Origin of the sequence: Chromobacterium haemolyticum, assembly GCF_009936155.1 — a bacterium.
GTDB lineage: Bacteria > Pseudomonadota > Gammaproteobacteria > Burkholderiales > Chromobacteriaceae > Chromobacterium > Chromobacterium haemolyticum.
Genome location: NZ_AP019312.1, coordinates 5,282,297 through 5,307,994, shown reverse-complemented (window position 1 = coordinate 5,307,994; position 25,698 = coordinate 5,282,297). Strand labels below are relative to the sequence as shown.

The following is a 25,698-nucleotide window of genomic DNA, read 5'->3' as shown; positions in this document are numbered from 1 at the left end:
CGGCATGATTCAAGGGCCGCGGGCCGCGCATCGCCGGGCCGCAAGGCGGGCGATGCATGGATGGGGCGGCCCCCGAGAACCGCTGGCAAAATTCCTGGACCGGCCCGCGCCGCGCTTGCGCGGGCGCGCGTTGCTCCAGTGGGTGGGGCTGAATTTTGGCAGTGCTTCTCTAGGGTTGGCGTTCCGCCCCGGCGCGCGTTCAATAATTGCGCAGCGAACTCGGAACGGTAAGCCTTGGCATTCTAACGGTTTTTCTCAAAGTTATCCACAGGTGCTTAGAAAATTCCTCATTGACAAACCGGCGTTTATCCTGTCAAATCACGCGTTTATTTCCGTTTCGAAACAGGAATTCCAATCATGAAGCGTACTTACCAGCCCTCCAATACCCGTCGTAAACGCACTCACGGCTTTCTGGTCCGCATGAAGTCCCGCGGCGGCCGCGCTGTGATCGCAGCTCGTCGTTCCAAAGGCCGCAAGCGTCTGGCCGTATAAGCCTTTGTCGGCTTACCGCTTTCGCCGTGCGCACCGGCTATTAAAAACGGATGAGTTCTCATCCGTTTTTAGTTTGCGGATGTCGCGCAGCAACGCCACGTTTCAGGTATCGGCCCGACCCAATGAATTGGGGCACGCGCGGCTGGGCCTGGTGGTGGGCCGCAAGGTCCACAAGCGGGCCGTGCGTCGCAACTACATCAAGCGCACGGTGCGCGAATGGTTCCGCCTGAACCGGCAAACGCTGCCGGACATGGACTTCGTGGTCCGCGCCAAGGTGCCTTTTACGCGCGCCGAGCGAACTGAAGTGATCACGGCTTTGTCTTCTCTGTTTGCTAAACTGGCACGATGTCGCGCCTCTTCATCCTCCTGATCCGTTTTTACCAGCTGGCTATCAGCCCGTGGCTGGCACCGCGTTGCCGCTTCCAGCCCACCTGTTCCAGCTACGCGATCGAAGCGGTGAAAAAGCACGGCGCACTCAAGGGCGGCTGGCTGGCCGCCAGACGCATCGGACGTTGCCACCCCTGGGGCGGCAGCGGCTACGACCCAGTTCCCTGAACTTAAATCCGGTATCGAGAGATGGATTCCAAGCGCCTCATAATCTTCATCATGCTGTCCCTGGGCATCCTGCTAGGTTGGCAGGAGTTTTTCGCGCCCAAGCCGACGCCGCAGCAGGTGGCCGCGCAAAAACAAGCCGCCACGCAGCAGCAGGCCGCCAACAGCGCGTCCCACAACGCCCAGCCGGTGGATTCCAACAAGCTGACTTCCGGCCAGCGCATCACGGTGAACACCGATGTGCTGAAGGCGGAGATCGACACCGTGGGCGGCGATCTGCGCCAGCTGACGCTGTTGAAGCACGATTCCGCCGTGGACAGCAAAAAGCCGCTTGATCTGCTGACGGACCGGAACGGCCGCGTCTATGTGGCGCAAACCGGCCTGGTGGCCGCCAGCAACCCGGCGCTGCCCACCCACAAAACCGTATTCGCCGCGGAAAAAACCAGCTACGAACTCTCCGGCGACAAGCTGGAAGTGAAGCTGACCGCGCCGGAAGCCAACGGCGTGAAGGTAAGCAAGATCTACACCTTCACCAAGGGCAGCTACAAGATTGGCGTGCGTTACGACATCGCCAACGGCGGCGCCGCGCCGCTGGCCGCCACCGCTTACTACCGCCTGCTGCGCGACAGCCAGACCCCGGAAGGCGAAGGCCGCCTGGCCCACACCTTCACCGGCCCGGCTGTTTATACCTCGGAAAACAAATTCCAGAAGGTGAGCTTCGACGACCTGGCCAAGGGCAAGGGCGATTACGCCAAGACCGGCAGCGACGGCTGGGTGGCGATGATCCAGCACTACTTCATGTCCGCGTGGATCCTGAAGCCGCTGGACGGCGCCAGCGTGTGCAAGGACGACAAGTCCTGCCGCTTTGAGCTGAAGCAGAGCAACGGCCTGAACTCCGCCGCCGCGCTGGTGGATTACGCCACCATCGCCCCGGGCCAGAGCCTGAGCGTGTCCGTGCCGCTGTTCGCCGGCCCGGAAGAGTACGATGTGATCAGCAAGCTGGCCGACGGCATGGAATACGCCAAGGACTTCGGCATCTTCCACATCTTCGCCTCCCCGCTGTTCTGGCTGCTGACCAAGCTGCACCTGCTGGTGCAGAACTGGGGCTGGGCCATCGTGCTGCTGACCCTGACCGTCAAGGCCATCTTCTACCCGCTGACCGCCGCGTCCTACCGCTCCATGGCCAAGATGAAGGCGCTGGCGCCGCGTCTTGAGCGCATGAAGGAGCAGTACGGCGACGACCGCATGAAGTTCCAGCAGGCGGTGATGGAGATGTACAAGTCCGAGAAGGTGAATCCGCTGGGCGGCTGCCTGCCCATGCTGATCCAGATCCCGGTGTTCATCGGCCTGTACTGGGCGCTGCTGGCTTCGGTTGAGCTGCGCCAGGCGCCGTGGATTCTGTGGTACACCGACTTGGCACGCCCGGACCCGTACTATGTGCTGCCGGTGATCATGGCGGCCACCATGTTCCTGCAAACCTTCCTGAACCCGCCGCCGGCGGACCCGATGCAGGCCAAGATGATGAAGATCATGCCGGTGGCCTTCTCGGTGATGTTCTTCTTCTTCCCGTCCGGCCTGGTGCTGTACTACGTGGTCAACAACATCTTGTCGATGGCCCAGCAGTGGCAGATCAACAAGAGCATCGAGAAGAAAAACAAGGCCGCGCTGCAATCCTGATTGCCCCGCGCGCTCTGAACCCCAAACCCGGCCGCATGGCCGGGTTTTTTGCTGGATAATTGAAGCGTATTCGCCACGACGCCCCGCCGCGCGGGGGCCGCGGCCCAGATTCCAAGGAATGCCCATGAGCCTCAGCTACACCCCCGCCACCATCTGCGCCATCGCCACCGCTCCCGGCCGCGGCGGCGTTGGCGTAATCCGCGTGTCCGGCAAGGATTTGCTGCCCTTCGCCGCCGCCGTCAGCGGCGGCAAAACGCCCAAGCCGCGCTACGCGCTGTACACCGACTTCGTCGACGCCCACGGCCAGCCGCTGGACAACGGGCTGCTGCTCTACTTCCCCGGCCCCAACAGCTTTACCGGCGAGGACGTGATCGAACTGCAAGGCCACGGCGGGCCGGTGGTGCTGAAAATGCTGCTGGCGCGCTGCGTGGAGCTGGGCGCGCGGCTGGCGGAACCGGGCGAATTCACCAAGCGCGCCTTCCTCAACGACAAGCTGGACCTGGCCCAGGCGGAAAGCGTGGCGGACTTGATCGACGCCAGCAGCGAAACCGCGGCCAAGAGCGCGCTTAAATCGCTGAAAGGCGCCTTCTCCAAGGAAATCCACGTGCTGGTGGACGAGCTGATCACCCTGCGCATGCTGGTGGAGGCGACGCTGGACTTCCCGGAAGAGGAAATCGACTTCCTCAAACAGGCGGACGCGCTAGGCAAGCTGGAACGGCTGCGCGGCCGGCTGGTGCAGGTGCAGGCCACCGCCAAACAGGGCGCCATCCTGCGCGAGGGCATGCACGTGGTGCTGGTGGGCCAGCCCAATGTCGGCAAATCCAGCCTGATGAACGCGCTGGCCGGCGACGACATCGCCATCGTGACGGACATCGCCGGCACCACCCGCGACACCGTGCGCGAGGAAATCGTCATCGACGGCGTGCCGGTGCACATCATCGACACCGCCGGCCTGCGCGACACCGACGACGTGGTGGAAAAGATAGGCATAGAACGCACCTGGCAGGCGGTGGAGCGCGCGGACCTGGCCCTGGTGCTGGCGGACAGCCGCGACGGCCTGACCGGCGAGGTACAGGCCATCCTGCAACGGCTGCCGGCGGCGCTGCCGCGCGTGCACGTGTTCAACAAGGTGGACCTGTCCGGCGAAGCGCCTGGCCTGGCCGATGAAGACGGCCACCCGCTGGTGCGCCTGTCCGCGCGCACCCACGCCGGCGTGGAGCTGCTCAAGGCCAAGCTGCTGGAAATGATAGGCTACAGCGGCGGCGGCGAAGGCGTGTTCCTGGCGCGCCAGCGCCACCTGGACGCCATCCGCCGCGCCGCCGAACATCTGGAGCTGGCGCACGCGGACTGGGAGCAAGTGGAAATCTTCGCCGAGGAGTTGCGCATGGCGCAGAACGCGCTGTCCGAGATCACCGGCGAATTCAGCGCAGACGATCTGCTGGGGGTGATTTTCAGCCGCTTCTGCATCGGCAAGTAAGCCCTCCCCTCCCGCGCCGCTACGCCGCCAATGTCACTCCGGGATGAAAGTCGATAGCCGGCAAGGTTTCATCCAGCACCTGCAAAAAGGTGAAAGCGGCCGGCGATAGCGGCACGCCGCGCCGGGTGAACACGTGGACGTCGCGCTGCAGCTCGGCCGACTCAAACAAGCGGTAGGGCAGATCCCGCGCCGATGGATGAGAGGCGGCCAGTGCCGACAGCACGCAAGCGCCCACCCCCGCGCGAATCAGGCAGAACTGCATGTCCAGATTGGTGACGGTGATCTTGCTGGCCACCTGCTGCCAGAGCTCGGGATGGCTGCGCTCCAACGCGGACATGATGCTGGTGTCGCTCTCGTCCTGCAGCAGGGGCCATTGCCGCAAGGATTGGCAGTTGAGCGGCCCCGCCGGGGGCTCGAAGCCCGGCGGAAACATCACCCCCAACCGGGCGGACAGCAGCTTGCGCTTGTCCAGCTTGTCTCCGGCCGCGCCCACATAGGAGCCGATGCCGATGTCCACTTCCCCTGATTCGATGCGGCGCACCACGCCGCCGCTGGTATCGTCCAGCAGGCGCACATGGATGCACGGGTAGTCTCTTCTCAGCCGTTTGAGCACCTCCGGCAGCACGCTGGACGCAAAGGCCATGCCGCTGGCCAAGTAGACGCTGCCGCTGCTGCCGGCGGATTTTTCGCGCAGATCGGACAGCAGCAGTTCAAAGTCGTTCAGCAGCCGGCGGGCCACCGGCAGAAAGGCGTTGCCCTGAGTGGTGAGCGCCACTTTGCGGGTGGTGCGCTCAAACAGAGCCAGCCCAATCTCCTGCTCCAGTTCGCGTATGGTCTTGGTCAGCGTGGATTGCGTCAAAAACAGCTGGCGGGCGGCGGCGGTGAAGCTTTCGGCTTCGGCAACGGCCGAGAAGGCGCGCAGGTGGCGGAGAGAGATATTCATGAAGGATTGGAACTGATTGGATTTATTAATTCATTTTACACAAATAACTTTCAATACTTGCGCGCTTAACATCCACGCTCTTCATCATGGAACGGCGGCTCCGGCTTTGCCGATAAAACTCAAACGCAAGCCTCTGAGACCGGGTTTTGGTCGCCATCACATCCTTCATACACCGTCTCCCCCCGCAAGCCGCGACATGATCCCAACGCCGTACCGGACCTCCAGCCCTAAGAGCTTGTTCAAAGTCTGCTGCGCTTCGGCGATACGGCGTTGAGAACGGCTGAGAAAGCGGAATGTACACGTGGTGCATGAGCATTTCGAAGCGGTACTCACCGTGTCACGTCTCACGAAGCGCAGCAGATCGTATTAGGTTCTAAGGCTTCGCCCACATGGCGCGTTGCCTCTGGATGGCTAAAGGTTCCGGCGGCGGCGCGCCCACCAGCGCCTGGCGGGCGGTGACCATATTCTTGAACCCCGCCAGGCGATAACACTGCCGCACACAGGTGTCGCGGTTGGTCCATTTCCCGGACGCCCACATCTGCAACAGGACGGCGCGGGCAGGCTCATTCTCGCCCCGCCATTTGCGCCAATAATGGAAAGCCGTCAACGCCTGCTTGATTTCCTGATGGATGTCTTCGGTGTTGGCCGGGTGGAGTGGGTTCTTGTCCGCCAGAGAAATCACCCCCAGGCGCATCTCATAAGCAATGATCAAACGGGCGGCTCGCTTAAGGGCCTGGTTGTGCTGGATCAGCAGTTTCATCATGGCAATGCTCCCCGGAATCACAGCAGGTGGTTGAAGTGATCCAAGCCTTGTTTCAAGCGCTGCTGTATCGGCTCCAGCAAGGCCAAGGCTTCTTCGCTGCTGAACAGCAGCGGCTCGTCGCGTCGTTCCAGCAAAGTCAGCAAGGCTAAAAGCCCGGTGTGGGCGGCGCGCATGTCCATCACGCCGCGCAGCAGCGCGGTGTCCAGTTCGATATAGCAATGGTTGAGTTGCTGGCCCAGTTCGCCCAGCAGCGTCACATCGCCGGCGGCGGCGGGCAAGCGCTGGGAACAGTGGTGCAGCTGCTCCATCACCGGCACAGCGGCGGGCGTGGAGTGTTGGCCTGCGCAGAGGGGACAGGCGGGCGGCGGCATAGCGGGGGGAAAGGTGGAAAAGGTCATTACGGTCTCCATGTCATCTTTGGAAACCTGCCCAGGCGAGGCTAGGACAGGCACGTGACAAGGTGGCAAGACCGGCTTACTAGACCAACGACCGGCAGTCCAGAGGACTCCCTGCCACGGCCCGTCCCGAATGGGTACGGCGTGGCAGCAGACGTAGCAGTGCCAAAGGCGGACACGACTTGTCTGCGGTCTAGTAATTTATAGGCTTGCCAGCCCGGCGCCGTGTGATTGAGCACGACGCGGGACCAAGCCTAAACAGGCTGGCAGAGGCCGTCAAGGCGCAGGGGAGGCACGGGCCTCAGGCGGCAACCGCCGCCGCCACCTGACGGCTCAACTGATGCAGACGATTGGCCAAAGGGCAGCTCAGCGCCAGTTCCTGCCGGCCGTGTCCACGCAGCAGCAACGCCTGCCAGCTGCCGTCCGGGCCGGGCACCAGGCCGCCGCAGACGAAGCCGGCCTGTTGCAAGGCGTCCGCCGCGCGCGGGGCGTCCGGCCCCAGCGCCAGCCTGACGTAGACCAGCCGCCCGGCCGGCAGCGCCGCCACTTCCCGCAGCCGGCCGCCGCTGATGTCCTCCAGCACCACTTCCAGCCGCCGGCCGTGGCTGGCGATGCTGAGGCCGCCGGCCGGCGCCTGCTCCGGCGGCGGCGCGCTGCCGAAGGCGCGGCTCAGCGGCGTCAGCCATTCCCGCCACGCCGCCGGCCAGTTCAGCGCCGGAATCGGCCGGCTTTGCAGCGGCAGGCAGCCCAACACGATGCTTTCCGGCTGCGGCTGGCCAAACGGCGAGGCCACATAGTCCAGCAGCAGGCCGGTGGTGTGGAAGCCCAGGGTCTTGGCCAGGCGCTGGCTCTGGCCGTGGGACGACACTTGCTTGATGGTGAGCATGCTCAGGCCCAGGGCCACGCCTTGGGCGCTGAGGTGGCGGCCCAGCGCGGTGGCCAGGCCCTGGCCGCGCGCGTCCGGGTGCACCACGTTGAGCGCCAGCTCGGCGCTGCCCGGGCAATGCGGATCGCGCCACAGCGCGGCGTGGCCCAGCACCCGGCCATCGCGCACGGCCACGGCGGAATGCCAGCGGCCGGCGGCGTTGTGGCGGCGGATCATCGACGGCAGATAGACGTCCGGGTAGACGTAGTGTTCGCCGTAGATGGCGCGGAACAAGGCGCTGACGCCGGCGGCGTCGTCCGCCTGGAAAGCGCGAATGGCGATGCTCATGCCGCCTCCTCGTCGTAAGCGCGCTGGTCCACCACCCGCATCAGCTTGCCGGAGCGCGGATGGGTGAGCATGGCCTCCGGCGCGCAATAGGCGGCGTCCAGGCGCAGCAGGCCTTGGCTGCAGAGTTCGGCCAGGGCCGGTTGCGCCGCCAGCAGCAGTTGGCGCAGCGGCTCCGCCGCCGGGGCCGGCGCGTATTCGCTGGCCACTCGCAGGCTGAGGGTGTCGACGCCGTCGCGGCGGCCCACCAGCAGTTGCCAGGCCAGCACGCCATCCTGCTCCCTCAGCAGCGGATCTAGTTCGTCGGGAAACAAGGACAGCGTGCAGACGCGCACGCGGTGGCCGCGGCTGGCGCGCCCTTGCAACGCAAACTTGCGTTCTGGCCGCCCGGCCGGTTCGCGCCAGCAGGCCAGGTCGCCTGTGGGGTAGCGGATCACCGGCATCAGCCGCCGTTGCAGATTGCTGACCACCAGCAGGCCCTTGCGGTCCGGCTCCGTGATCGGCAGGCCGCTGGCTTCGTCGATGATTTCAACCAGGGTGTCCGCGTCGAACACGCGGTGTTCGCCCTGGGCGCAATCCGGCCCGGCGGCGCCGATCAGACCGGCGTCCACGCTGGCGCAGCCTATGGAGCCGATGCGTGCCTTGGGGAAGACCCGACTCAGCAGGGCCAGCTGTTCGGCGAACAGGCTTTCGCCGCCGTAGAGCAGGCAGCGCACGCCGGGCAGCGTGCGGCCGGCTTGTTGCAGCCAGTTGGCGAAGCGCACCAGTTGCACCGGCACGCCGGCCAGCACATTGATGTCCAGCGCGGCGATGGCGTCGGCCAGCGCGGCGTCCTCGACATTGCAGGTAAAGGGAAACTCCACCACCGGCACCGGCGAGTGCGACAGCGCGCCGTGGATGAACAGCAGGCTGGTGTAGAGATCGCCGGCGAAGAACAGGTTGGCGACGCGGTCGCCGGGCAGCAGTTGCCGGCCCAGGCCCTGGCCGAAGGCGCGCACGAAGGCCTGCCATTCGTCGCGGCGGAACACCGACAGCTTGCCCTCGCTGGTGGAGCCGCCGGTCTTGAACACATGGCCGTCCGCCAGCGGGCCGCTCAGCACCGGCCAGTCCGCCAGCGGCTGGCATCGGCTCCAGTAGTCCGCCGGCTCGATCAGCGGCAGATCGCTCAACGTCCAGTCCGCCGGTAGGGCGCGGTACAACTCAGCGAAAAACGGCGAGTGGGCGCGGGCGTGTTCCACCAGCCGGCGCAGCCTGGCATCCATGGCGGCCTTCATCGCGCCGGCTCCGTGTTGCGGCGCAGGTCCAACACCAGCGGGGTCTTGCCGCTTTGCGGATGACGCTGGAACTGGCTGGCCGGGGCGGCGATGACTTCCAGTTGCAGCAGGCCGCCGCTGACCACTTCGTTCAGCATCGGGTGTTGCAGCAGGCGGGCGCGCACCTGCGCGGCGTCGCCGTCGGCCAGCACCCGGATGCGGTCGCAGCCGTTGGCGGCGTGGTCCACCAGCCATTGCAAAGCCAGGCCCAGCGGCGCGGACAGCTCGATTGGATTGACGAAGATGGTGCCCGCGCGCAGCAGCGCGCCGTGGCGGCCGGTGAGCTGGAAGCGCGGCGACGGCAGGCCGCAGCCGCAGCGGCCGGGCAGCCAGCAGCCCAGATCGCCCAGGTCGTAGCGCCGCACCGGCTGGCCTTCGCGCGCCAGCGAGGTGAAGGCCAGGCGGCCGACGGCGCCGGGCGCGGCCGGACGGTCGCTGTCCTGTTCCAGGATTTCCAGCCACTGGATATCGGCCAGCAGGTGGAATTCGCCGTCGCGGCCGTGGCCGCAGGCATGGCCCAGCGGGCCGGCGTCCACCGATCCGTACATCGCGGAGCGGATCAGCTCCACGCCGAAGCCGGTCAGGAACCGGCGTTGACCTTCGCTGATGTGTTCGCCGCCGCAGAACAGTTTGCGCACACCGCCGTAGGCGCGCAGCGCGGCTTCCTCGCACTCGAACAAGCGCTGCAAGGTGCCCGGCATCCCCACCAGGGTGTTAACGCCGCGGGACACGATGAAGTGGGCGATCTGGCTGAAGTCGTCGTCCACCGGGCCGCCCATCGGGTATTGCGGCACGCCCAACTTGTCCAGGATGGTAAAGAAACTGAGCATGCCGCCGTAAAGGTTGCCGCCGTAGAGCAGATTCATCACCCGGTCTTGCGCCGGATCCAGACCCGCGGCGAGCAGGCCGTCCGCCGCCGCTTGCATCTGGCGGTGGTAGTCGCGGTAGCTGAAGCCGGCCAGCTTAGGCTCGCCGCTGCTGCCGCCGCTGCGGAAGAACAGCTGGGCGGCCGGTCCCATCTCGGCTTGTTGGAAGGCCGCCTTGTCCATCACCGGCAGCGCGTCCAGGCCGGCCGGCGGCGGCGGCAAGGCGTCCAGCGTCGCATGGCCGGGCAGTTGGCCGTCGCTCAGGCTCACGGACACCCGCCGCGTCAGCCGGCTCAGCGCGTAAACGCCGTCGTGCGGCTCGCCGGCGTAGCCGTCGTGCATCGCTCCCACAGGACACAGCCGGCTGACGCCGGCGTCCAGCAGCAGGCGGCTGAGCGCCGGCACTTGCTCCGGCGCGGCGATCAGGCCGCAGCTTTGCAAATGGGTGCGCCAGGGCAGCAGCAGTTCCACCAGCCGCGCGCGCGGCGCCGGCCGCAGTTGCAGGGTGCGGAACAGCGGAGAGGCCGCCAGCTCTTGGCGCTGCGCCCAGGCCACGCGCCAACCCTCGCCCTGCTCCACCGCGCCGGCCACGCCGGCAAACGACTGGTCCAGCCGCAGCATGGCCAGCTGGCTGGAGATTTCCGCGGCTTCCTGCACGTCCGGCTGCAGGGCGGGCCAGGCCGGCGCGCGCCGCGCCAGCGCGGCGGCCATGGCCTGGGCCGCACTGTGCAGCGCGGCTTCGTCCTCGCTGTCCACCAGCAGGCATTGCGGGCTGGAGCAGGCTTGCTGATCAAAACGGCAGACGTCGTCGGCCAGCGCGTCGTAATCGGCCTCCGTCGCCGCGGCCGGGTCCAGGTAGGCGAAGCTGATGCGGTGGCCCCAGGGTATCCAGCGGCAGCCGGCCGGCGCCTGGCGGCGGATGGCCTCCAGCGCGGCGTCGCCGCCCCAGGCGGACACGGCGTCGGCGCGGGCCAGCAGGCCGCTCAGTTGATTTGTGGCCAGCGGCAGCACCGCCACGTGGGTGGCCAGAACGTCGGCGGCGTCGTGGCTCAGGAAATCAGCCAGCAGACGCGCGCTGCGGCCTTGGTCGCTGCCGCTGGGCCGCAGCCAGTTGACGTTGCCGGCCAGCAGGCTTTCCAGCACCGCCATGAAGGGCAGCAGCGGCGCGTTGGCCGGGGTGATGTGGGCCACCAGGCCCAGCGGCCGCCAGCTTTCAAAACGCGGCTGGCGGTAGTCGAAGCGGCGCAGCGAGAAGGCTTGTTCGCCCAGCTCGCGGCGGACCTTGGCTTGCAGCGCCTCGCGCCGGCAAAAGCCTTGCAGCGCGTCGACGGCGGCGGCGTCCAGGCCTAGCGCCTGCGCCCGTTGCGGCAGGGCGGCGGCGAAGCGTTCGGCGCATGCCAGCACCGCGTCCAAGGCCGGCGGCCGGGCCAGCGCGGCGGGCAGCCCCGCGCGCAATTGCGCCAGCGCGGCGGCGGCGTCCACGGCGGCGTTCAGTGTTCCGTTCAATAGATACATATCAGGATTCCTTGATCAATTCGGAGGCGGCCACCGCGCAGCTGCGGCTCTTGCTGGTGCCGGCGCGGCCCAGCAGTTCGAACCAGTCGGTGGCCAGGCCGCAGCCGCAGCTCTCGGCCGGATGCAGCACGGCCAGATCGCCCATCACGATGCTGTGGGCCGGGCTGGAGGTGATGTAGGGCGACAGCAGGTTGAGGAAGCCGGCGGCGCCGTAGGGTTGCGGCCGCAGGCTGGCGGTGTCGCGGATCACGGCGCGGGCGTAGCTGGGCAGGTGGAAGCGATGGCGTTCGCATTCCACGTAAGGCACCGGGTGCTCCACCGCGCCGTAGCCGTCGCGGCAACGCGCGTCCGGGATACCCAGTTGCTCGCCCAGCCGCCGGTACAGCTCGGCCTTGGGAATGGCGCGGTCCGCGTGGGTTTTCCAGCCGCCGCCCAGGAACACCAGCGATTCCGGGTGCAGTTGCAGCGGCGGCAGGCCCAGTTCCCGCATGCGCTCCAGCGCGAACCACAGGAAGGCGGGGAAACCCAGCATGCGCACCGGCAGGCCTTGTTCGGCGAAGTCCTGCAAGGCGCGGATCACGCCGAAGGGATCGAACTCGTTGCCATGGCCGTTGTGGCGCAAGGCGTAACAGGCCTGGTTCACCGGCGCGTACTTGCACAGGAATTGGTCGGTGTAGGCGGTGCCCAGGGTGATGGTGCCGGCCGGTTCGTAGCTGAGCAGCAGGTAGTTGCACGGCTGTTGCGGCGTGTCCCAGCCGTAATGCCGGAAGATGCGGTCCACCATGCTTTGCGCCGCGCCCAGGCTGCGCGCGTCGTAACGCATTCGGCTTTTCTGGCCGGTGGTGCCGGAGGAGGTCAGCTCCAGCGCGTCCTGACCGGCGGCGCTTACCACCAGTTGGCGTTTGAAGTAGTTGGCGAACAGCGGCGGCAGCCGCGACCAATCGTCCAGCGTCTCCAGCGCCGCGGCGTCCAGGCCGTTGGCCTGCAGCCAATGGCGATAGCCGGGCGTGTGTTCGCAGTGGTAATGGCTCAGTTCGCGCATGGCGGCGTCGAACAGCCGGCCGCAGTCGGCATCGGCGCGATAAGGGTGTTCCAGCGCGCACAGCGCGTCGACGTGGTTCAGCATGGTGAGGCTCCGGGAGTGAGAATGGGGATTCAAGCCGCTTGCAAGGCGTAAGCGCGCTGCTTGAGCAAGCGCCACAGCGGCCAGGCCGCCAGGCCGGCGCCCAGCGCGGCCCAGCCGGCGAAGGCTTGCAGGCCGGCGCCTGCGCCCAGCCAGGCCAGCGCGCTGCAACCCAGGCCGAGCAAAGCGGTGGAAATCATGCCCAGCATCGCCGCCACCGCGCCCTTGCCGCTTTCGCTGGCGTAGAGGGTGAAGCGGTACAGGGTGGCGTGGCCCAGGCCCAGGCCGAAGGCGTACAGCGTCAGGCCCGCCGCCAGCGCCGGCAGCGCGCCGCTGGACCAGGTCAACGCCAGCATCGCCGCCAGGCCGCCGAACAAGGGCCACAACGCCAGCCGCAGCACCCGTTCCAGCTCCAGATTGGCCGCCAGCCGGTTCAAGGTCAGGTTGCCGGCGATCAGCCCGCCGAACACCGGCAGCTGCCACAGGCCGTATTCAATGCCGGACAGGCCCAGGCCGCGCATCAGCAGCAAGGGGGACAGGCCGATCCAGCCCACCAGCGGGATGGATAGCAGGCCCAACGCCACGCTGCCGTGCATGAAGGGGGCGTTGCGCAGCAGCGCCGCGTACTGGCGCGCACTGCGGCCCAGGCGCAGCGGGCTCGCCGCCAGCCGGCTGCCGTCGCGCCGCTCCACACCCAGGGTTTCCGGCATCCAGCGCCACAGGCCGACGGCCACCAAGGCCGCCAGCGCGCCGATCAGCGCGAACAAGCCGCGCCACGGCAACAGGCCCAACAACAAGCTGCCCAACAAGGGGCCGACCAGCGGCGACAGCAACGCGATATTGGCCAGCAGGGCCATCAGCCGCACCGCGTCTTTTTCCGGAAACGCTTCTTGCAGCGCCGGGTAGCTGACCACCATCACAAAGCCCAGAGACAGGCCCTGGATGAAGCGCAGCAGATTGAACAGCTCTATATCGCGGCTGCCGACGGCGGCGAGACAAGCCAGGGCGAAGCCGACGGCGCCGGCCACCAATAACGGTTTGCGGCCGTAACGGTCGGACAATGGACCAATCAGCCATTGCAAGGCCACTCCGCCCAGCAGGTAGGCGTTGAGCGCCGTCGGCACGTGACGGGCGTCGGCGTTCAAATCCGCGACGACTTGCAGCATGGCTGGCATCACCATATCGCTGCCGATATAAGTCAGTAGTTCGAAAGCGGCCAGCAATAGGCAAAAGCCCAGCGCGCGGCCTCGGGAAATAGGCAGCAAAGATTGAATTGCGTTTTGACTCATAAAATATCAAGGTAATTAAATGGCAGCCCTATAAAAACCATGGGCAATTTAAAACCGACAATGAAAAGCAACGCGGAGAGATGGACGGCGCGGCATTTGTTTCGGCAACTGAATAGGCCCGAAACATGACGTCGGGCTACTCAGAAGGGGCGAGATTATAGACAGGCTTTTTGTTTGAATTGACTGCCCTATTGGACAGTTATTCTAGAGTAAATATATTAATATCCAATTTTGGCGACGGATATTTATATAAATAAACCACACCCCAAAATAATATGCAAATGGCAATACGGTTAATGCAAAACAAAACGATCCCAGTTGCAACCATTAATTGATTCAAAGAAGACTTTTCTGATTAGTACCTAAATACTGCTGGGCAATGTAAGATCCAAAATGCGGAACGGACTTGTTTTATTGCGCAACGGCAAGAATGACAATGGATTCTCAAGGTTAGAATGTCATCTCCATCGACATTCCGCTTCCAGGAGCCCATCCCCATGAGATCCATCCTGTCCTTTGCCACCCTCCTGTCTTTGTTCTGCGCCGCGCCTTCCTGGGCCGGCGCGCCTCCGGCCCTGGTCGTCACCGGCCAGATCAAGGTGTCCAACCAGGCTCGCGCCGGCGAGTACCACTTCAGCAAGGCCGAGCTGGAACGCTTGCAACAGCGCACCATCCAGACCAAGACCACCTGGACGCCGAAGTCGGCCTTCTCCGGCCCCACGCTCTCCGCCATCCTGCGCGCCGTGGGCGCGGCCGGCCGGCCGGTGGAAGTGGTCACCGAGGACCAGTACAAGGTGGTGATTCCGCCGGGCGACCAAAGCCGCTATCAGCCCATCCTGGCGCTGCGCATCAACGGCCGGCCGCTGGAGGAGATGGGCTTCAGCCAATGGATGATGTATCCGCTCAACGACTTCCGCGAACTGCAAACCGCCGACATCGACGCCAAGCTGGCCTGGCGGGTGAAAGCGCTGGTGGTGCGCTGAGCGCGGCGCGGCGCTTAAGCCGCTAGCCAAGCGCTGCGGCCGATCTACGCCGATTTGCCTCAGCCGCGAGAGCCTGTTCAAAGTCTGCCGCACGTCGTGAACGCGTTACACGGTGAGTACACCTTCGAAATGCTCATGTACCACGTGTGCATTCCGCTTTCTCAGCCGTTTTCGCCTTGTCTCGCTCTTGCTCGCGAGACTTTTGAACAGGCTCTTAGAGCGATTTTTGTTAGCCGCTTTTAGCCTAATTCGCGACTAAAAATGTCAATGCGCCGAATAAATACAGTTAGTCCAAAGTAAATATTTACCTGAATAAAATAAGAACTTTGGAATAAGAAGCGGACTCCAGTGGGTAGGTCCCCCCCCCATCAAGCCAGCGGGGACCAGGGCGCAACCCGCAACTGGACAGGCCGTGCCCAGCGCCCGCAGCAGTCCGGCATGGCCTGATGGAATAAGAGAAATATGCACGCATCTAAGCTCAGTTCCTGTCTGTGGCTAGGCGCCGCGATGGTCGCCAGTCTGTCCTCTCTGCCCGCCTTCGCGGACGCTCCCCGCCAGTTGACGCTGGAACAACGCGGCGATCCCAGCGAGTGGCTGCTGGCGCACCGCCGCGGTTTTCTCACTCATCCCACCCAGTCCACCGGCTACTGGGCGCGCAAAGGCGAAGCGCTGAGCGTCAATATCGCCTACCAGGGCACGCCGCCCAACCTTCCTCCGGAGCTGTGGCTGGTGCCTATCGCCAACGCCAACAGCGCTATGCCGTCCAACCAGGTGGTCCAGCTACGCCCCGGCCTCAATCAGATCACCGCGCAGAACGACGGCGTGATCTATTTCGCGCCGCGCAGCCAGCCCGGCAGCGGCAAGATCGTGGCGACGCTGCAAAGCGGCGGCCGCGAAATACCGCGCTTCGTCCTGGGGCAGCACAGCAAGGCGGACTGGAGCGCCATGCTGAGCCGCCTGGCGGCCGAGCCTTACGCGGAGCTGGTGGGCAAACGCATGATCGTGACCATGCCGCTGCCTGTCCTGCGCCAGCAGGTGGACGACCCAAGCGCCGCCATGACGCTGTGGGACCGCATCGTCACCCTGGCCGAGGAACAATACGGCCTGGCCGCCGGCAATCCTTACCCGCACGCGGCGACGCCGTTCCAGTACCAGTTCGTCACCAAACCGGACAGCAGCGGCGGCTATATGTCGGCCAGCAATTACTGGCTGGGCACCAATGTCGGCGGCGCCGGCTCGGTGGCCAACTCCAAATTGCTGCAGCAGGACGGTTGGGGCCCCTGGCATGAGCTGGGCCATCACTACCAGATGCCGGCGATGACTTGGAACGACCAGACCGAGGTAACGGTGAACCTGACCTCGCTCTATGTGCAGCGGGCCTTGGGCCAGCGTTCGCGGCTGGAAACCGGCGGCAAATGGGACCTGGTGCGCCAGCACCTGAACCAGGCGCAGCCGTCTTACGACGCGCAAGCGGACTTGTTCGTGCGCGCGGCGATGTTCTGGCAACTGGACCTGGCCTTCGGCAAGGATTTCTACAGCCGGCTGGGGCAGCGCTACCGCAGCATGCCCTTTGCCGAGCTGCCCGCCGGCGACGAGGACAAACGCCAGCGCTTCATCATCGAAACCAGCCGCGTCGCCGGTCACAACCTGACCCCGTTTTTCGACAAATGGGGCTTGAAGGCCAGCACGGCCACCCGACAGACCCTGAGCAGCCTGGCCCTGCCCGCCCTGTCCCAGCCGATCTGGCTGAACCGCGATGAAAGCCTGCTCTATCGCTACCCGCTTGAGCAGCAGGGCCTGGCCGGCCGCGTGTCGCTGCCGGCCGCCGTCGACGCCGGCCGCGCTTTCAGCGTGGAAGCGCGGGTCAGCAACGCCGGCGGCAAGACGCTGCGCTACCAGTGGCAGTTGCCGCCCGGTTTCGGCGGTTCGCCCGGCAACAGCGCGACGGCGACGCTGACCGCGCCCTCGCAGGCGCTGCAAGGCGCGTACGCGCCGATTCGCGTCACCGTCAGCGACGGCGTCACCCAGATGACGCTGGGCAGCGCCATCCAGCTGCGCCGCCCCGGCGCGCAAAGCTACGATGCGATGATTCTGGCCGCGTACAACAAGGGATCGCTGCAAAAATGGAGCGAGAGCCGCACGGGCGCGCCGGGGGATGTTTACGTCTACGACAACCCCTACCGCAACACCCGCGACTATTTCCAGCTGAAAACCGCGCGCTATGGCTACTTCCCGACCGACGGCGGCAACAACGCCGGCTGGCAGTTCCTGGACAGCTACAACGGCGCCCCGCTGTCCGCCACCCAGTCCTACGACCTGGCGATGCTGACCTCGCAACGCAAGAGCCGTTTGAACAGCTGGAGCGAGAGCCGAACCGGCACGGTGGGGGACGTCTATGTCTACGACAACCCCTATCGCTCCTCCCGCGACTACTTCGTGCTGAAGAACGCGAACTACGGCTACTTTCCCACCACCGGCGTCAGCAACGGCAATTGGACCTTCATCGGCGCTTATGACGGCAGCCAGTACCTGACTCCGTAAACTCGGGTCCGGCTAGCGGGCCGGCCTTGGCCTTCGTCAAGGCCGGCCCGCCAAAGCGGCCAGGTGGCGGATACGGACATTTCCAATACCATATTGTTTTCATGGTTTTTTTCGGAACGGTGAATTTTTACGCCCGCGCCGCGCCCAGCCGTCCGATAATGGCTTTCTGGCTGCAGTCGGCGGCGTGGGGCCGCCGACGCCCGTTCGCACCTGTTCATCATTGTGAAACTCAAGTCCCTTTTGGCTCTGATCTGCCTGATGGCAGGCATGCAGTGCGCGGCGGCGGAGCCGGCACTGGTCTTCGCCTACAATCTGTTCCCGCCCTGGAAGACCATGGACGCGCACGGCGCGCCGCAAGGACCGTACACCGAGCTGATGCGCGAGATGGCCAGGCGCGCCAAGCTGCGGCTGGTCTTCCTCCCCTGCCCGCTGACTCGCTGTCTGCAATACCTGCGCCAGGGCAAGGCCGATGTGGTGATCGGGGTGAAGAACACCGCGGCCCGCCGGGAGTTCATCGACTTCATCGAACCCGCCTTCGCCTCCGGCAGCCGGCTGGCCTTGTACCAGCGCGCCGACGACCCGCGGCCGCTGCGCAGCTATCGTCAGCTCTACCCCTTTCTGATCGGCGTGGTGGAGGGCGTGCGCTACCAGGACGAGTTCGACAGCGACCTGCGCGTGCGGCGCGAGCCGGCCCCGTCTCTGGATTCCAACTTCCGCAAGCTCAAGGCCGGCCGCATCGATGCTTTGATCGCCGACGAACGCCAAACCGCCGAGCTGGCCGCCGACGCCGAATTCCGCCAATACGTAAGGCGCGCGCCGCTGCTGCTGTATTCTCCGGAACCGCGCCGCATCGGCCTGTCCCCGCGCTCCCCGCACAAGCGCCGCATCGCGCTGGCGATGCGTTCCATGCTGCAAGACGGCACCGTGGCGCGCTTGTTGGCGGAAGCGCCGCGTCCGGCTTTCTAGCCGGCCCCGCCGTCGCGCGCGCGCAACAGCCCAAGCCGCCCGGCGCGGCCGCGCTCCCGGGCTGGCAACTGGCGCATGGCGCAGCTTTACAAGCCGCGCCATCAACGCTAGTGTCGTGCATAAGCCTTGCCGGCAGCATATGCGCGTCGACCGGCCTCATACGCCTCCGCGCCTTGTTCCGCCTGCCCGCCCACGGCCGCTTCGCCGTCTTTCTTCCGCATTTCCGCTCCAACAGCCGTTGACTGGCCTCTGTCTGATTCACGTCACATCGCTGCTGTAGGGTTTTGCTAGCATCCGGCCCTTTCACCGTCGAAATTGTCTGACGGTATACGGTCGGCAATATAAGTGTTGCGCGGGAAAATCCCGCATGCCTTTAATTGAATTCAAACGCTCGTTCGATTTAGCCCCGCACGGGCGTTCGCTATCTGGAATCTTTGTTATCTAATCGCAGGAAAGGAAGACCATGCATATCGCTATCCCAGCCGAGAGGCTGGCCGGTGAACACCGCGTGGCCGCAACGCCGGACACGGTGAAGAAACTCGTGGCCGGCGGCCACGCCGTCACGGTGGAAAGCGGCGCAGGCCTCGCGGCCGCGCAGCCGGACGCGGCCTATCAGGAAGCCGGAGCCGTCATCGCGGCGGACCGCGCCGCGGCGCTGGCCCAGGCCGACATAGTGCTGACGGTGCGCCCGCTGGACGAGGACGGCATTGCCGCGCTGAAGGACGGCGCGACGCTGATCGGCCAGCTCAACCCCTATCACAACCACAACCTACCGGCGCTGGCCGCCAAACGCGTCTCCGCCTTCGCGCTGGAGTTGCTGCCGCGCAGCACCCGCGCGCAGAGCATGGATGTGCTCTCCAGCCAGAACAACATCGCCGGCTACCGCGCGGTGCTGCTGGCCACCCAGCACTATCCGCGCTTCATGCCCATGTTGATGACCGCGGCCGGCACGGTGAAACCGGCCCGGCTGCTGATTCTGGGCGTGGGCGTGGCCGGCCTGCAGGCCATTGCCACCGGCAAGCGCCTGGGCGCGGTGGTGGAGGCCTTCGACGTGCGTCCGGCCACCAAGGAACAGGTGGAATCGCTGGGCGCCAAGTTCATCGAAGTGCCGATGAGCGAAGAAGAAAAAATGGCCAATAGCGGCGTTTACGCCAAGGAAATGTCCGAGAGCTATCGTCAGCGCCAGGGCGAACTGGTGGCCAAACACGCCAAGGCGGCGGACATCGTGATCACCACCGCCTTGATTCCAGGAAAACCGGCGCCCAAGCTGCTATCGGCCGAGGTGGTGGAGGCGATGAAGCCGGGCTCGGTGATCGTGGACCTGGCGGCGGAAACCGGCGGCAACTGCGCGCTGACCCGCCCCGGCGAAACCGTGCGCCTGGACAACGGCGTCACCGTGGTCGGCCAGACCAATCTGCCCGGCCTGCTGGCGGCGGACGCCTCCAGCCTGTACGCCAAGAACCTGCTGACCTTCCTCGGCCTGCTGCTGACGCCGGAAGGCCTGAACCTCAATCTGGAAGACGAGATCCTGTCCGCCACGCTGGTGACCCACGCCGGCCAGGTCCGCTTCCCCGCCGCCGATTAAGGAGAACAAGATGGTAGATCCCTTCATCACCAGCCTCACCGTCTTCGTGCTGGCCGTCTTCGTCGGCTACCACGTGGTCTGGAACGTCACCCCCGCGCTGCACACCCCGCTGATGGCGGTGACCAACGCCATTTCCGGCATCATCATCGTCGGCGCCATGCTGCAGGTGGTGGACATCAACGGTTCCGAAATCACCCTCACCTCGGTGTTGGGCACCATCGGCATCTTCCTCGCCAGCATCAACATCTTCGGTGGCTTCCTGGTCACTCAGAGGATGCTGGACATGTTCAAGAAAAAGAAGAAATAAGGGACCAAGATGGAAAACCTGTCCGCAATTCTTTATCTCATCGCCGCGGTGTTGTTCATCCTGGCGCTCAAGGGGCTGTCCAGTCCGGCCTCCGCCTTGCGCGGCAACCTCTACGGCATGATAGGCATGCTCATCGCCGTGGCCACCACCTTGCTGATCATGGACAAACCGGTGCTGGCGCTGATCGCGTCCGCCATCGTCGCCGGCGGCGCCATCGGCGCGTGGAAAGCCAAGACCGTGCAGATGACCGGCATGCCGGAGCTGGTGGCGGCGATGCACTCGCTGGTGGGCCTGTCCGCGGTGCTGATCGCGGTGGCGGCCATCTTCCACAGCGGCGTGGAGCACACCCAGGTGCAAAAGGTGGAGCTGTTCATCGGCGCCTTCATCGGCGCGATCACCTTCACCGCCTCGGTGATCGCCTACGGCAAGCTGTCCGGCAAGTTCGGCTCCAAGGCCGTGAACTTCAAGGGCCAGCATCTGCTTAATCTGCTGCTGGCCGTCGCCATGGTTGGCTTTGGCGTGGTTTATTTCCTCAGCGACAGCCAGGCCGCCTTCCTGACCATGCTGGCCATCGCGCTGGCGCTGGGGGTGACGCTGATCATTCCGATCGGCGGCGCCGACATGCCGGTGGTGGTGTCCATGCTCAACTCCTACTCCGGCTGGGCGGCCGCCGGCATCGGCTTCACGCTGAACAACCCGGTGCTGATCATCGCCGGCGCTTGCGTCGGCGCTTCCGGCGCTATTCTGTCCTACATCATGTGCAAGGCGATGAACCGCTCCATCATCGCGGTGCTGCTGGGCGGCTTCGGCGCCGAGGCGGCCACGGGGGGCGGCGCCGGCGACAGCGGGCCCAAGAACCACAAATCCGGCTCCCCAGAGGACGCCGCCTTCCTGATGGCCAACGCCGACAGCGTGATCATCGTCCCCGGCTACGGCCTGGCGGTGTCGCGCGCTCAGCACGCCTTGCAGGAGTTCGCTGAAATCCTGCACCAAAAGGGCGTCAACGTGCGCTACGCCATCCACCCGGTGGCGGGCCGGATGCCGGGCCATATGAACGTGCTGCTGGCCGAGGCCGAGGTGCCCTACGAGCAGGTGCAGGAGATGGAGGAGATCAACTCCGATTTCTCAAACACCGACGTGGTGCTGGTGATAGGCGCCAATGACGTGGTCAACCCGGCCGCGCAGAAGGACAAAACCAGCCCGATCTACGGCATGCCCATCCTGGACGCTCATAAGTCGCGCAGCGTGATCGTGGTCAAACGCTCGATGAACGCCGGCTACGCCGGTCTGGACAACGAGCTGTTCTATATGGACAAGACCATGATGGTGTTTGGCGACGCCAAGAAGGTGGTGGAGGAGTTGCTCAGGGGAGTGGAGCAGCTGTAGCGCGCAGCCCCATGCCTTCGGCATTTCAAAACCGCCCAATGTTTTAAGCTTGGGCGGTTTTTTGTTTCCGTCTATTTCGAGCTCCGCTTTTCCGCGCCGCCGCGCTTCACAAGCGGCGGTTATCAGGTGTATTGTAAACAAATATTAGTTTTTGTTTATACATGGAGTATGGCAATGCAAAATACTGGCTTCTCCGCCCGGCGCCTGGCGGCGCTGTGGCTGGGCGCGCTGGCCTTGCCGCTGCCGGCGCTGGCCATGCCCAATCTGCAGGGAACCGAATGGCGGATGGTGGAACCCGCGCCCGCGGGCCAGCCGCCCACCGTCGCCTTCCAGCCGGGCAAGATGACCGGCTTCGCCGGCTGCAACCGCTTCATCCGCACCGTTGACGCCAAGGGCAAGGCGCAGGTGGCCACCACCCGCATGGCCTGCCGGCCGCCGCTGATGGAGATGGAGCAACACTTCATCGCCTTCCTCTCCAGCCCTTTCCGCGTGCTGCCGGACGGCCGCGCGCAGACGCTGGTGCTGAAATCGGAACGCGCCGAGTACCGCTTCGTGCGCTTGTCGCCCAACGCCGACCCGGCGGCGCTGCCGGCCAAGCTGCAATACCTGTACGTGGCGCCCGAACGCCAGGCCTGCCACAACGGCGAAGCCGCGCGCGACTGCCTGCAGGTGCGCGAACGCACCGACCAGGACTGGCGGCCGCTGCAAGGCGAAATCACCGGCTTCCATCCCAAGCCCGGCGTCAGCTACTACATCAAGCTGAAACCGGCAGCGCAGGCCGACGCCGGCGCGCGCTGGTCGCTGGAGCGCATCGTCTACAGCGAGGAAGTCAGCAAGCTGCGCTGAACTCTTGAGGACGGGGGGCGCTCCAACAGCATCCCGCCTCTGACCTTAGAGCCTGTTTACGATCTGCTGCGCTGCGGCGATACGGCGTTGAAAACGACTTCGAAATGCTCATGTACCACTCGTACATTCCGCTTCCTCAGCCGTTTTCGCCTTGTCTCGCTCTTGCTCGCGAGATCATAAACACGCTCTTTAACACGGAAACCCCATAATGAAAAAATCGCTTTTGCTCGCCGCACTGACCGCAGCCGCCCTGAGCGCCTGTGCCACCCCGCAAACCGGAGCCAAAATGGACGCTCAAGCGGAGATCAAACTGGACGCGCTGGCCGGCCAATGGAAACAAGCCGCCGCCGAGCACCCGATTACCTTGAGCTTCAAGGACGGCGGCGTGTCCGCCCGCGCCGGCTGCAACGGCATGTTCGGCCCGGTGTCGCTGGAAGGCGGCCAACTGGTCAGCAAGCAGCTGGCCAGCACCCTGATGATGTGTCCGCCGGAGGCGATGGAGCGCGACCGCGCGCTGGCCGCCTTCCTGGGCGCCAAGCCCGCGGTCAAGCTGGACGGCGACAAGCTGACGCTGCAGGCCGGCGACAAGACGCTGAGCTTTGAGCGCCAGCCTTCGCTGGAAGGCGGCGTCACCCGCTTCGTCTACGTGGCGGCCGAGCGCAAGCCCTGCACCGGCGTGGCGCCGATGCAATGCCTGCAGATCCGCGAAAGCAAGGATCAGCCATGGCAGCTGCACTACGGCGAGATCGAGGGCTTCAAGCCGGAGCCGGGCATCGCCTACCGTTTGCGCCTGAAGGAATTCAAGGTGGAGAACCCGCCGGCCGACGCTTCGTCCATCCGCTGGGTGCTGGACATGGTGGTGGAACAGGAAGTCGTCAAGAAATAAGCGGCGGTGTGACCCCAATGAAAACGCGAGGCCGAGGCCTCGCGTTTTGTTTGGTCCGGCGTCCGGCTCAGCACTTGCAGTCGTCGGCGTTGACCTGACGGTACAGCTCGATCAACCGCCGGGTGGAACTGTCGTGCTCGGCGTGCTGGAGCTTGCCGGTCAGCTCGGCGTGTATGGTCTTGGCCAGCTGCTTGCCCAGCTCCACGCCCCACTGGTCGAAGCTGTTGATGTGCCAGATCACGCCCTGCACGAAGATCTTGTGCTCGTACAGCGCAATCAAGGAGCCCAGATTGCGCGGGTTCAAGCGGCTCATCAGCAAGGTGTTGGTGGGCCGGTTGCCGCCGAACACCTTGTGCGGCACCAGCGCTTCCAGCGCCTCGCCCTTGAGGCCCTGCTCCTTCAGCTCTGCGCGCACCTCGTCCGCGGTCTTGCCGCGCATGAAGGCCTCGGCCTGGGCAAACACGTTGGCCAGCAGGATTTCATGGTGGCCGGGCAGGCTGGAACAGTTTTGCACCGAGGCAATCAGGTCGATCGGCGAAATATGGGTGCCTTGATGCAAGAGCTGGAAGAAGGCGTGCTGGCCGTTGATGCCGGTCTCGCCCCAGATAATGGGAGCGGTTTCGAAGTTCACCGGCTGGCCGTCCAGCATCACCTGCTTGCCGTTGGACTCCATGTCCAGTTGCTGGATGAAGGCCGGCAGGCGGTGCAGGTATTGATCGTAAGGCGCGATCACATGGCTGCCGCCGCCGTAGAAATTGATGTACCAGACCCCAATCATGGCCAGCAGCACCGGCATGTTCTGTTCGAACGGCGCGTTTCTGAAATGCTGGTCCATGATGTGGGCGCCGTTGAGGAGTTCGGTGAAGTTCTCCTCGCCCAGGTAGAGCATGATGGGCAGGCCGATGGCCGACCACAGGCTGTAGCGGCCGCCCACCCAGTCCCAGAATTCGAACATATTCGACGGGTCGATGCCGAAATCCGCCACCGCCTTCTGGTTGGTGGACACCGCCACGAAGTGCTTGGCCACCGCGCTTTCATCGCGCGAGCGCTGCAAGAACCAGTCGCGCGCGGTCAGCGCGTTGGTCAGCGTCTCTTGAGTGGTGAAGGTCTTGGACTCCACCACGAACAGCGTGGTCTCGGAATGGACCTTTTTCAGCGTTTCCTTGAGCTGGGCGCCGTCCACATTGGAGACGAAGTGCATGTTCAGCCGCGGGTGGCCGAAAGGCTTGAGCGCGCTACAGACCATCAACGGGCCCAGATCCGAGCCGCCGATGCCGATGTTGACGATGTCGGTGATGGGCTGGTTGGTATAGCCCAGCCATTCGCCGGAACGCACCGCGTGAGCAAACTTGCCCATGCGCTCCAGCACCGAGTTGACCTTGGGCATCACGTCCTCGCCGTCCACATGGATGGGCGAGTTGGTGCGGTTGCGCAGCGCCACGTGCAGCACTGCGCGGTTTTCGGTGCTGTTGAGCTTCTCGCCCTTGAACATAGCCTTGATCTTGGCCGGCAGCCCGGACTCGCGCGCCAGCTGCATCAAGCCCTTCAGGGTCTCATCGGTGATGCGGTTCTTGGAATAGTCGAGGAACAGGCCGCCCACCTCCAGCGCATAGCGCTCCGCCCGCTCCGGATCGGCGGCGAACAAATCGCGCATGTGCTGGTGCTTGGCCTCGGCAAAATGGTCCCATAGTGCCTGCCAGGCCGGCAGTTCGGTCAGTTCGCTCATGATGGTCAATCCTCTTCGGTTTTGTTGTCCAGCCTTCGGTTCTTCAGGCTGTGCTTGGTTTTTTCCAACTGGCTGATCAGGCCCGGCCCGCGCTTGAGCGCCACGCTCACCGCCAGGATGTCGATCTGCACCAGATGCACGATGCGCGAAATCATCGGGCTGTAGGTTTCATTGTCTTCCAATGTGTCGGCGATCAAGGCCACGGTGGCGCGGCGCGCCAGCGGCGAACCGCTGGTGGTCAGCGCCACCACGCTGGCGCCGGCGGACAAGGCCACGTCCACGGCTTCCAGCAACTCCAGCGTGCGGCCGGAGCTGGAGATCGCCACCAGCACATCGCCCGGCCCCAGCACCGACGCCGCCATCATCTGAATGTGGGTGTCGGAATAGGCGACGGTGGGAATGCCGAAGCGGAAGAATTTGTGCTGGGCGTCCGCGGCGATGATGCCGGAGTTGCCCAGGCCGTAGAACTCGATGCGGCGCGCGTCGGTCAGCAGCCTCACCGCGGATTCTATCGACTGCGGATTGACGTCGTTGCGGCACTTGAGCAGCGCGGACACGGTGTTGTCGAATACCTTGGCGACGATTTCCGAGGTGGGATCTTCAGGGCGCACGCTGGAGTGCACATAGGGCACGCCGGTGACCAGGCTGCCGGCCAGCTTCAGTTTGAAGTCCGGCAGGCCGGAACAGCCCACGGTGCGGCAAAAGCGGATCACGGTGGGCTGGCTGACGCCGGCGTTCTTGGCGATGTCGGCCACCGCCGCCTGGATCACGGTGTAAGGCTGCTCCAGCACCAGCTCGGCCACTTTGCGCTCGGCCGAGGACAGGATCTCCAATTGGCTCCTGATACGTTCAAGCAT

23 protein-coding genes are annotated in these 25,698 nt (G+C 65.0%); 13 read left to right on the top strand and 10 right to left on the bottom strand.

Going from position 1 to position 25,698, the window contains the following annotated elements; translation table 11 throughout:
• Window positions 1-357: 357 nt before the first annotated feature.
• The 5 genes from rpmH (at window position 358) to mnmE (ending at window position 4,198) form a co-directional block, all read left to right on the top strand.
• Window positions 358-492, top strand: coding sequence for a 50S ribosomal protein L34 (gene rpmH, locus GYH29_RS24530; protein WP_019100333.1), 135 nt, complete (start codon window positions 358-360; stop codon window positions 490-492).
• 4 nt (window positions 493-496) lie between these two features.
• Window positions 497-862 (top strand): ribonuclease P protein component, encoded by a 366-nt coding sequence (gene rnpA / locus GYH29_RS24525; RefSeq protein WP_039753648.1) that lies wholly within the window; start codon window positions 497-499, stop codon window positions 860-862.
• Window positions 838-1,047, top strand: a complete 210-nt coding sequence (gene yidD / locus GYH29_RS24520; protein WP_043639818.1) for a membrane protein insertion efficiency factor YidD — start codon at window positions 838-840, stop codon at window positions 1,045-1,047. Before rnpA ends, yidD begins: the two co-directional genes overlap by 25 nt.
• Window positions 1,048-1,068: 21 nt before the next feature.
• Window positions 1,069-2,721 carry a membrane protein insertase YidC gene (yidC, locus tag GYH29_RS24515; RefSeq protein WP_161524537.1) on the top strand — a complete coding sequence of 551 codons (1,653 nt, stop codon included), beginning with the start codon at window positions 1,069-1,071 and terminating at the stop codon, window positions 2,719-2,721.
• Window positions 2,722-2,845: 124 nt separating this feature from the next.
• Window positions 2,846-4,198 carry a tRNA uridine-5-carboxymethylaminomethyl(34) synthesis GTPase MnmE gene (mnmE, locus tag GYH29_RS24510; RefSeq protein ID WP_019102217.1) on the top strand — a complete coding sequence of 451 codons (1,353 nt, stop codon included), beginning with the start codon at window positions 2,846-2,848 and terminating at the stop codon, window positions 4,196-4,198.
• 19 nt (window positions 4,199-4,217) lie between these two features.
• On the opposite strand, the gene GYH29_RS24505 is transcribed toward mnmE, so the two are convergent.
• The 8 genes from GYH29_RS24505 to GYH29_RS24470 form a co-directional block, all read right to left on the bottom strand.
• Window positions 4,218-5,141 carry a LysR family transcriptional regulator gene (locus GYH29_RS24505; protein WP_081575301.1) on the bottom strand — a complete coding sequence of 308 codons (924 nt, stop codon included), beginning with the start codon at window positions 5,139-5,141 and terminating at the stop codon, window positions 4,218-4,220.
• A gap of 373 nt (window positions 5,142-5,514) precedes the next feature.
• Window positions 5,515-5,904 (bottom strand): hypothetical protein, encoded by a 390-nt coding sequence (locus GYH29_RS24500; protein WP_152596946.1) that lies wholly within the window; start codon window positions 5,902-5,904, stop codon window positions 5,515-5,517.
• 17 nt (window positions 5,905-5,921) lie between these two features.
• On the bottom strand, window positions 5,922-6,302 hold the full coding sequence (locus GYH29_RS24495) for a DUF1484 family protein (RefSeq protein ID WP_043592572.1): 381 nt from the start codon (window positions 6,300-6,302) through the stop codon (window positions 5,922-5,924).
• A 298-nt stretch (window positions 6,303-6,600) separates the two neighbouring features.
• A complete protein-coding gene (locus GYH29_RS24490; protein ID WP_161524536.1) occupies window positions 6,601-7,512 on the bottom strand; it encodes a GNAT family N-acetyltransferase in 912 nt (303 codons plus the stop codon).
• Window positions 7,509-8,783 carry a phenylacetate--CoA ligase family protein gene (locus GYH29_RS24485; RefSeq protein WP_232060464.1) on the bottom strand — a complete coding sequence of 425 codons (1,275 nt, stop codon included), beginning with the start codon at window positions 8,781-8,783 and terminating at the stop codon, window positions 7,509-7,511. Before GYH29_RS24485 ends, GYH29_RS24490 begins: the two co-directional genes overlap by 4 nt.
• Window positions 8,780-11,203: an acyl-CoA reductase gene (locus tag GYH29_RS24480; protein ID WP_161524535.1), complete on the bottom strand. Its 2,424-nt coding sequence runs from the start codon at window positions 11,201-11,203 to the stop codon at window positions 8,780-8,782. The genes GYH29_RS24485 and GYH29_RS24480 overlap by 4 nt, the downstream gene beginning before the upstream one ends.
• A 1-nt stretch (window position 11,204) precedes the next feature.
• A complete protein-coding gene (locus GYH29_RS24475) occupies window positions 11,205-12,329 on the bottom strand; it encodes a LuxE/PaaK family acyltransferase (protein ID WP_161524534.1) in 1,125 nt (374 codons plus the stop codon).
• 29 nt (window positions 12,330-12,358) lie between these two features.
• Window positions 12,359-13,615: an MFS transporter gene (locus GYH29_RS24470; RefSeq protein ID WP_198001624.1), complete on the bottom strand. Its 1,257-nt coding sequence runs from the start codon at window positions 13,613-13,615 to the stop codon at window positions 12,359-12,361.
• A gap of 497 nt (window positions 13,616-14,112) precedes the next feature.
• Between GYH29_RS24470 and GYH29_RS24465 the strand changes: the two genes are divergently transcribed.
• From GYH29_RS24465 to GYH29_RS24430, 8 genes are all read left to right on the top strand, one after another.
• Window positions 14,113-14,598 (top strand): oxidoreductase, encoded by a 486-nt coding sequence (locus tag GYH29_RS24465; RefSeq protein WP_161524533.1) that lies wholly within the window; start codon window positions 14,113-14,115, stop codon window positions 14,596-14,598.
• A gap of 462 nt (window positions 14,599-15,060) precedes the next feature.
• Window positions 15,061-17,139 carry a M60 family metallopeptidase gene (locus tag GYH29_RS24460; RefSeq protein ID WP_081950404.1) on the top strand — a complete coding sequence of 693 codons (2,079 nt, stop codon included), beginning with the start codon at window positions 15,061-15,063 and terminating at the stop codon, window positions 17,137-17,139.
• Window positions 17,140-17,397: 258 nt separating this feature from the next.
• Entirely contained in the window at window positions 17,398-18,105 is a 708-nt protein-coding gene (locus GYH29_RS24455; RefSeq protein ID WP_141113191.1) for a substrate-binding periplasmic protein, read from the top strand.
• Between the two features lie 463 nt (window positions 18,106-18,568).
• Window positions 18,569-19,690 (top strand): Re/Si-specific NAD(P)(+) transhydrogenase subunit alpha, encoded by a 1,122-nt coding sequence (locus GYH29_RS24450; protein ID WP_019101644.1) that lies wholly within the window; start codon window positions 18,569-18,571, stop codon window positions 19,688-19,690.
• A gap of 10 nt (window positions 19,691-19,700) precedes the next feature.
• Window positions 19,701-19,997, top strand: coding sequence for a proton-translocating transhydrogenase family protein (locus tag GYH29_RS24445; RefSeq protein ID WP_019101645.1), 297 nt, complete (start codon window positions 19,701-19,703; stop codon window positions 19,995-19,997).
• A gap of 9 nt (window positions 19,998-20,006) precedes the next feature.
• Complete coding sequence (locus GYH29_RS24440) at window positions 20,007-21,383, top strand: NAD(P)(+) transhydrogenase (Re/Si-specific) subunit beta (protein WP_019101646.1); 1,377 nt, start codon at window positions 20,007-20,009, stop codon at window positions 21,381-21,383.
• A 174-nt stretch (window positions 21,384-21,557) separates the two neighbouring features.
• Window positions 21,558-22,229, top strand: a complete 672-nt coding sequence (locus GYH29_RS24435) for an META and DUF4377 domain-containing protein (protein WP_161524532.1) — start codon at window positions 21,558-21,560, stop codon at window positions 22,227-22,229.
• A 208-nt stretch (window positions 22,230-22,437) separates the two neighbouring features.
• Entirely contained in the window at window positions 22,438-23,115 is a 678-nt protein-coding gene (locus GYH29_RS24430; RefSeq protein ID WP_019101649.1) for an META and DUF4377 domain-containing protein, read from the top strand.
• Window positions 23,116-23,182: 67 nt separating this feature from the next.
• On the opposite strand, the gene pgi is transcribed toward GYH29_RS24430, so the two are convergent.
• Together pgi and hexR are read right to left on the bottom strand one after the other, a co-directional pair.
• On the bottom strand, window positions 23,183-24,841 hold the full coding sequence (pgi, locus tag GYH29_RS24425; RefSeq protein ID WP_043639165.1) for a glucose-6-phosphate isomerase: 1,659 nt from the start codon (window positions 24,839-24,841) through the stop codon (window positions 23,183-23,185).
• A gap of 5 nt (window positions 24,842-24,846) precedes the next feature.
• Entirely contained in the window at window positions 24,847-25,698 is an 852-nt protein-coding gene (gene hexR / locus GYH29_RS24420) for a transcriptional regulator HexR (protein WP_019103156.1), read from the bottom strand.

Coding starts and splice junctions, on each gene's coding strand:
- rpmH (WP_019100333.1), top strand. CDS start 358: ATGAAGCGTACTTACCAGCCCTCCAATACCCGTCGTAAACGCACTCAC.
- yidD (WP_043639818.1), top strand. CDS start 838: ATGTCGCGCCTCTTCATCCTCCTGATCCGTTTTTACCAGCTGGCTATC.
- yidC (WP_161524537.1), top strand. CDS start 1,069: ATGGATTCCAAGCGCCTCATAATCTTCATCATGCTGTCCCTGGGCATC.
- mnmE (WP_019102217.1), top strand. CDS start 2,846: ATGAGCCTCAGCTACACCCCCGCCACCATCTGCGCCATCGCCACCGCT.
- GYH29_RS24505 (WP_081575301.1), bottom strand. CDS start 5,141: ATGAATATCTCTCTCCGCCACCTGCGCGCCTTCTCGGCCGTTGCCGAA.
- GYH29_RS24500 (WP_152596946.1), bottom strand. CDS start 5,904: ATGATGAAACTGCTGATCCAGCACAACCAGGCCCTTAAGCGAGCCGCC.
- GYH29_RS24495 (WP_043592572.1), bottom strand. CDS start 6,302: ATGACCTTTTCCACCTTTCCCCCCGCTATGCCGCCGCCCGCCTGTCCC.
- GYH29_RS24490 (WP_161524536.1), bottom strand. CDS start 7,512: ATGAGCATCGCCATTCGCGCTTTCCAGGCGGACGACGCCGCCGGCGTC.
- GYH29_RS24485 (WP_232060464.1), bottom strand. CDS start 8,783: ATGAAGGCCGCCATGGATGCCAGGCTGCGCCGGCTGGTGGAACACGCC.
- GYH29_RS24480 (WP_161524535.1), bottom strand. CDS start 11,203: ATGTATCTATTGAACGGAACACTGAACGCCGCCGTGGACGCCGCCGCC.
- GYH29_RS24475 (WP_161524534.1), bottom strand. CDS start 12,329: ATGCTGAACCACGTCGACGCGCTGTGCGCGCTGGAACACCCTTATCGC.
- GYH29_RS24470 (WP_198001624.1), bottom strand. CDS start 13,615: ATGAGTCAAAACGCAATTCAATCTTTGCTGCCTATTTCCCGAGGCCGC.
- GYH29_RS24465 (WP_161524533.1), top strand. CDS start 14,113: ATGAGATCCATCCTGTCCTTTGCCACCCTCCTGTCTTTGTTCTGCGCC.
- GYH29_RS24460 (WP_081950404.1), top strand. CDS start 15,061: ATGCACGCATCTAAGCTCAGTTCCTGTCTGTGGCTAGGCGCCGCGATG.
- GYH29_RS24455 (WP_141113191.1), top strand. CDS start 17,398: ATGGCAGGCATGCAGTGCGCGGCGGCGGAGCCGGCACTGGTCTTCGCC.
- GYH29_RS24450 (WP_019101644.1), top strand. CDS start 18,569: ATGCATATCGCTATCCCAGCCGAGAGGCTGGCCGGTGAACACCGCGTG.
- GYH29_RS24445 (WP_019101645.1), top strand. CDS start 19,701: ATGGTAGATCCCTTCATCACCAGCCTCACCGTCTTCGTGCTGGCCGTC.
- GYH29_RS24440 (WP_019101646.1), top strand. CDS start 20,007: ATGGAAAACCTGTCCGCAATTCTTTATCTCATCGCCGCGGTGTTGTTC.
- GYH29_RS24435 (WP_161524532.1), top strand. CDS start 21,558: ATGCAAAATACTGGCTTCTCCGCCCGGCGCCTGGCGGCGCTGTGGCTG.
- GYH29_RS24430 (WP_019101649.1), top strand. CDS start 22,438: ATGAAAAAATCGCTTTTGCTCGCCGCACTGACCGCAGCCGCCCTGAGC.
- pgi (WP_043639165.1), bottom strand. CDS start 24,841: ATGAGCGAACTGACCGAACTGCCGGCCTGGCAGGCACTATGGGACCAT.
- hexR (WP_019103156.1), bottom strand. CDS start 25,698: ATGCTTGAACGTATCAGGAGCCAATTGGAGATCCTGTCCTCGGCCGAG.